3 protein-coding genes are annotated in these 6,470 nt (G+C 69.1%); 1 reads left to right on the top strand and 2 read right to left on the bottom strand.

Annotated elements, in window-relative coordinates:
- A partial coding sequence (locus tag ACSAMQ_RS12675; RefSeq protein WP_435395987.1) for an EAL domain-containing protein occupies positions 1-2,802 on the top strand: 2,802 nt, incomplete at its 5' end.
- Here ACSAMQ_RS12675 and ACSAMQ_RS12670 read toward each other — a convergent pair.
- Both ACSAMQ_RS12670 and ACSAMQ_RS12665 read right to left on the bottom strand, forming a co-directional pair.
- On the bottom strand, positions 2,792-4,762 hold the full coding sequence (locus ACSAMQ_RS12670; RefSeq protein WP_435395986.1) for a vWA domain-containing protein: 1,971 nt from the start codon (positions 4,760-4,762) through the stop codon (positions 2,792-2,794). The genes ACSAMQ_RS12675 and ACSAMQ_RS12670 overlap by 11 nt on opposite strands.
- A gap of 202 nt (positions 4,763-4,964) precedes the next feature.
- Entirely contained in the window at positions 4,965-6,470 is a 1,506-nt protein-coding gene (locus ACSAMQ_RS12665) for an aldehyde dehydrogenase family protein (RefSeq protein WP_435395985.1), read from the bottom strand.

Here is a 6,470-nt window from a genome sequence, read left to right as displayed (position 1 = left end):
ACGCCGTTGCGCGCGGCCTGGCTGGCGATGGCGCGGCGCATCGTCGCCGCCGACCTGGCGGCGGTGCGCGCCCACGCCCGCGCCGAGGCCCTGGAGAAATCCGAGCGCCTGCAGCAGGCGCTGTACGGGATCGCCGACCTGGCCGGCTCCGGCCTGGAGATGACCGACCTGCTCAGCCGCATCCACGGCGTGGTCTGCGGCCTGATGTACGCCGAGAATTTCTACATCGTGCTCTACGACGACGTCGCCGACACGATGCGTTTTCTGTATTTCGCCGACCGCCACGACCCCTACGTGGCCGATCCGCAGCGGGTGATCCGCGGCGAGGAGATGCCGAACAGCCTGACCCTGGCGCTGCTGCGCCACGGCGAGCCGCTGCAGGGCAGCTCGGCGGCGCTGCGCGACCTGCTCGGCGTGCCGCCGGACGACTACCACGGCCCCGACAGCGCCGACTGGCTCGGCGTGCCGATGCGCCGCGACGAACGCGTGTGCGGCGCGATCGTGGTGCAGAACTACGAGAGCGCCGGCAGTTACGGCGAGGAAGACCGGGCGCTGCTGTCGTTCGTCGCCCAGCACATCCTGACCGCGCTCGACCGGTTCGGCGCGCGCGAGGAGCTCGAACGCCACGTCGCCGAGCGCACCTACGCCCTGCAGCTCAGCAACCGCGACCTGCAGGCCGAAATCATCGAGCGCCAGCGCTCCGAACGCCTGCAGCGCGCGCTATTCCGCATCGCCGAGCTGACCATCACCTCCGACACCCTGGGCCGCTTCTATTCGCAAGTCCACGACGTGGTCAGCGAATTGCTGTACGCGCGCAATTTCTACATCGCGTTGCTGTCGGACGACGGCGAACGCCTGCAGTTTCCGTATTCGATCGACGAGCGCGACATGATCCGCGAGAGCCGCCAGCTCGCCGGCGGCCTGACCGAATACGTGATCCGCCAGGGCCGGCCGTTGCTCGCCGACCGCCACCGCATCGCCGAGCTCAACAGCCGCGGCGAAGTGCGCAGCCACGGCTCGGCCGCGCATTGCTGGCTCGGCGTGCCGCTGTACCGCGACGACTCGGTGGTCGGGGTGATCGCCATCCAGAGCTATTCGCGGGCGATCAGCTTCAACGCCCGCGACCAGGAACTGCTGACCTTCGTGGCCCACCACATCAGCATCGGCCTGGCGCGCAAGCAGGCCCAGGACCGGTTGGTGACCGCGCACGGCGAGCTCGAACAGCGCGTCGCCTCGCGCACCCGCGAGCTGGCCCATACCAATGCCGAACTGCTCGCCCAGATCGGCGAGCGCGTGCGCGCCGAACAGAAGCTGACCCACCAGGCCCTGCACGACGCCCTGACCGGCCTGCCGAACCGCGGCCAACTGCTCGAACGCCTGGACGATGCGATCGCCCGCGCGCGCCGCGAGCAGCGCGCGTTCGCGGTGCTGTTCCTCGATCTGGACCGCTTCAAGCTGGTCAACGACAGCGTCGGTCATTCGGCCGGCGACGAGTTGCTGGTCGAAAGCAGCCGTCGCATCGTCTCGACCGTGCGCAGCAACGACACCGTGGCGCGCCTGGGCGGCGACGAATTCGCGATTCTGATCGAGAACATCGACGGGCTCGGCGTCGCCGAGGAACTGGCCTCGCGGGTGCTGCGCGCGCTCGGCGAGCCGTGCTGGGTGGCCGGTCGCGAAGTGTTTCCGTCGGCCAGCATCGGCATCGCCATGTGGCATCCGCGCTACCGCAACGGCATCGAGCTGCTGCGCGACGCCGACGCCGCGATGTACCGGGCGAAGGGCGCCGGCCGCGGGCGCTGCGCGGTGTTCGACGAGGAGATGCGCGAGCAGGCGATGCGCATTCTCGACCTCGAAGCCGATCTGCGCCGGGCCATCAACGGCGACGCCTTCATCGCTTATTACCAGCCGATCGTGCGCCTCGACGACCACGGCCTGATCGGCCACGAGGCCCTGCTGCGCTGGCGCCACGAGAAACGCGGCCTGCTGCTGCCGCGCGAATTCATCGGCCTGGGCGAGGACAGCGGCCTGATCGAGGAGGCCGACTGGATCCTCTACGGCCGCGTCGTCGCCGAACTGGCGCGCGGCGGCGACGGTTATATCTCGGTCAACGTCTCGCCGCGGCATTTCCGTTCCGGGGATTTCGCCGACCGGCTGTTGCGGATGATCGACGAAGCCGGCGCCGATCCGCGCCGCCTGCGCATTGAGATCACCGAGGTCGCCTTGCTCGACGATGTCCCGCGCGCCTTGCGGATGCTGCGCAACCTGCGCAACCACGGGGTGTTGGCGCAGTTGGACGATTTCGGCACCGGGTTCTCGGCGTTGTCGTATCTGCACAGGTTCCCGATCGAGTGCCTGAAGATCGATCAGAGTTTCGTCGCGGGCCTGGTCGGCGAGTCGCGTCCGGAGAGCGTCGCGGTGGTGCGGGCGATCCAGGCGCTGGCCGGCACCCTCGGCATCCACACCATCGGCGAAGGCGTGGAAACCGAAGCCCAGCGCACGGCCTTGCGCGAGCTGGGCTGTACCTACGGCCAGGGCTATCTGTTCGGCCATCCCGCCGAACACATCCGCAGCGCGGCGAGCCTCGCCGAGAGCTACCGCGCGGGCGGGCTCGGAGCGGGCTCGCTCAATACAGACTCGCTCGATTTGGACTCGCTAGAGCCGGACGCGCCGGCGGTAGCGCCGAACGGATCGGGCCGGATCGGTCTCGATACCGATCCGGCAGACCCCGCAGCGAGCGGCCCGGTCGACGGCGACCGGGCCGACGCGGCCGCCGCGAAGGCGGCCTTGCCGTTCATTCGCTGACCGCCACGCCCGCCACCGGCCCGACCCGGCCGATCTCGCCGATCTGCACCTTGGCGCGTTCGACCAGGCCGATGAACTCGGCGCGCTGGCCCCAACGGTCGTCGAGCTTGAGACCGCGCGCGGTGGCGATGATCTGGTCCCAGCTCCAGCCGTCGTATTGGCTGCCGCCGCGCAAGGCGTCGGCGAACGCCGCGACCGAAGCGGCCATGCGCATCGGCTCGCTCGCCACCAGGCGCAGGCTCGAACGCCGGATCGGGGTTTCGATCAACTGGCTGCGCTCCTCGCCGGGACGCTTGTAGCGCAGCTTGAGGTTGGCGATTTCGCCGCCGGCCTGCGCCACCGGCGTGCTGTCGGCATAGCGCAAGGCCGGCAGTCGCATCGCGGTCGAGCCGACCGGGGTCAGTTCGTACAGCGCGGTGACCTCGTGCCCGGCGCCGATGTCGCCGGCGTCGACCTTGTCGTTGGCGAAATCCTCGCGCTTGAGCAGGCGGTTTTCGTAGCCGATCAGGCGGTACTCGGCGATCAGCGCCGGGTTGAATTCGATCTGGATCTTGACGTCGCGGGCGATGGTCATCAGGGTCGAGCCCATTTCCTCGACCAGCACCTTGCGCGCTTCCTGCAGGGTGTCGATGTAGGCATGGTTGCCGTCGCCGACGTCGGCGAGCTTTTCCGCCAGCGCGTCGTTGTAGTTGCCGCGGCCGAAGCCGAGCGTGGTCAGGGCGATGCCGCTCTTGCGCTGGTCGGCGACCAGGGTTTCCAGGGCGTTGTCGTCGACCGTGCCGACGTTGAAATCGCCGTCGGTGGCGAGGATCACCCGGTTGACGCCGTTGGCGAGGTAGGCCTGCTTGGCCATCGCATAGGCCAGGCGGATGCCGTCGCCGCCGTTGGTGCTGCCGCCGGCCTCGAGGCGGTCGAGCGCGGCCAGGATTTCGTCCTGGCGGTCGCCCGGCGTCGGCGGCAGCACCAGCCCGGCCGAGCCGGCGTAGACCACGATCGAGATGCGGTCCTGCGCGCGCAACCGCTTGGCCAGCATCGAGAACGAACTTTTCAGCAGCGGCAGTTTGTCGGGCGAATTCATCGAGCCGGAGGTGTCGATCAGGAACACCAGGTTGGCCGGCGGCAAGGTCTTCTTGGGCACGTCGAAGCCCTTGATGCCGATCATCAGCAGTTGGCGCTGCGCATTCCACGGCGCCGGCGCGAGTTCGGTGCTCACCCGGAACGGCGTCGCCAGCGAGGCCGGCGCGGCGTGGCCGTAATCGAAGTAGTTGATGAACTCTTCCGCGCGCACCGCATCGGCGGGCGGCCGCTGGCCGTCGCCGAGCATGCGCCGGATATTGGCATAGCTGCCGGTGTCGACGTCGATCGAGAACGTCGACAGCGGTTGCTCGCGGGTCCGCTGCACCGGGTTGTCGTCGCGCTCGGCGTATTTTTCCGTATCGACGCTGGCCTGGTGCATCGGCGGCGCCGGGGGCGCCGGCGGCGCGAGCAACGCCGGGGCCGTCGGAGCCGACAGGTTGTGCCTGGTCAGGCGCGGCGCCGATCCGATCCGGCTGCCGCTGACCTGGATGCGGTCGAGGGTGGTGCGCTGCGCGGCAGTGTTGCCGCTCGGCATCGCCTTGGCTTCCACGAACGCCCGTTCGCGCGACTGCACGGTTGCGCCGTGGGCGCGGACATCGCCACGCACGGGTTTGGCGGCTTCGGCGAGCGGCGCCGGCGACACGGCGGGAGCGGGCGCCGGGGATGCGGCGGCATCGGTCGCGGCGGCGGTTCCGTCGCGAGTACCGGCTTCGGCGAGGTAGGCGTCGCCTTCGGCCTTGTCGCGCGACTGGGCCAGCTCGCCGGGGGCCTGGCAACCGGCGATGGAGAATGCCAGCGCGGTCAGCAAGGCCGCGCTGAGGGGACGCAGGGTGTGGATGGTACGGAGATTGGACGACGGCTGCGGCGCGGCTTGGACGTGCATGGCGGCTTCCCTGGTGTGTGGACCTGGAGAAGCAAACGCGCCATCGGCGGCCACGGGGTTGAGCCGGCGAAAATTTCTTCGGGAGGGCGGTGCTTGGCGCTCGACCTGGCTCGGCCCGAACGCAAGGCTCGGGCGTTGTCGGACGGGTTGAGTCGGCCCCGGCCGCCAGGCGGGAAGGGCCTGGCTTCAGGGAGATCCAGGGTTACATCGCTTCGGTTGCATCGCGGATCACCAACAGCCGCTGTTCGCTCATGTCCTCGATCGCGTAGCGCACGCCTTCGCGGCCGAGGCCGGAATCCTTGACGCCGCCATAGGGCATGTTGTCGACGCGGAAGCTCGGCACGTCGCCGACGATGACGCCGCCGACGTCGAGCCGGTCCCAGGCCCTCATCGCATGGTCGAGCCGGCCGGTGAACACGCCCGCCTGCAGGCCGAAATCGCTGTCGTTGACGGTCGCCAGGACCTTGTCGAAATCGTCGAAGGGTTCGATCAAGGCGACCGGGCCGAACACCTCCTTGCGGTACAGGTCGGAATCGCGCGGCACCTTTTCCAGCAGAGTGGCCGGGATCATGTTGCCGTCGCGCGCTCCGGCGACGATGCGCTTGGCGCCGCCCTTGACCGCGGCGTCGATCCACGACTCGATGCGCTTGGCGGCATCGACGTCGACCACCGGGCCGATGAAAGTCGCCTCGTCGCGCGGGTCGCCCATGCGCAAGGCGGCGATCGCGGCCTTGAGCTTCTTGCGCAGCTTGTCGTAGATGTCGGCATGCGCGTAGATGCGCTGCACGCTGATGCAGCTCTGGCCGCTCTGGTAATACGCGCCGAACACCAGTCGCTCGACCACGTGATCCAGGCTCGCGCCCGGGTCGGCGTCGACGATGCACGCGGCGTTGCCGCCGAGTTCGAGGGTGACCTTCTTCTTGCCAGAACGCGCCTTGAGGTCCCAACCGATCAGGCCGCCGGTGAAGCTCAGCAGCTTGATGCGCTCGTCCTCGACCAGCAGCGATGCGTCCTCGTTCGAACAGCACAGCACCGAGAACGCGCCTTCGGGCAGGTCGGTCTCGGCCAACACCTCGGCGATGATCAGCGCGCCGACCGGAGTCTTGATCGCCGGCTTGAGCACGAAGGGACAGCCGGCGGCGATCGCCGGGGCGACCTTGTGCGCGACCAGGTTGAGCGGGAAGTTGAACGGGGTGATGAAGCTGCACGGCCCGATCGGGACGCGCTTGACCATGCCGCGATAGCCGCGGGTGCGTTCGGAGATCTGCAGCTCGATAAGCTCGCCGGCGCCGCGGGTAGCCTCGCCGGCGGCGATGCGGAAGGTATCGATCAGGCGGGTGACCTCGCCGCGGGCGTCGCGGATCGGTTTGCCGGCCTCGATGCACAGCGCCAGCGCGAGTTCATCGAAGCGCTCGCCGAAGCGGCGTACGCAATGCTCGAGCACGTCGCGGCGGCGGTCCGGGGTGAACTCGGCCATCGTTTCGCGCGCCTTGTGCGCGGCGACGATCGCCTTGCGCACCGCCACCGCATCGGCCATCGCGACCCGGGTCGCGCGCTTGCCGCTGTACTTGTCGAGCACCTCGAGCGCGGTATTGGCCGCGACCGGGCGGTTGGCCAGGTAGTAGGGATAGCTGGGCTTGAGCCCCTTGCCCGGCTTCGCGGGCTTGGCGGCTTTGCCGCGCTCGGACGGTTTCGGCGATCGGGCCAT

The organism is Lysobacter sp. 1R34A (assembly GCF_051217035.1).
Taxonomy (GTDB): Bacteria; Pseudomonadota; Gammaproteobacteria; order Xanthomonadales; family Xanthomonadaceae; genus Lysobacter.
This window is presented reverse-complemented; position numbering and strand designations above follow the sequence as displayed.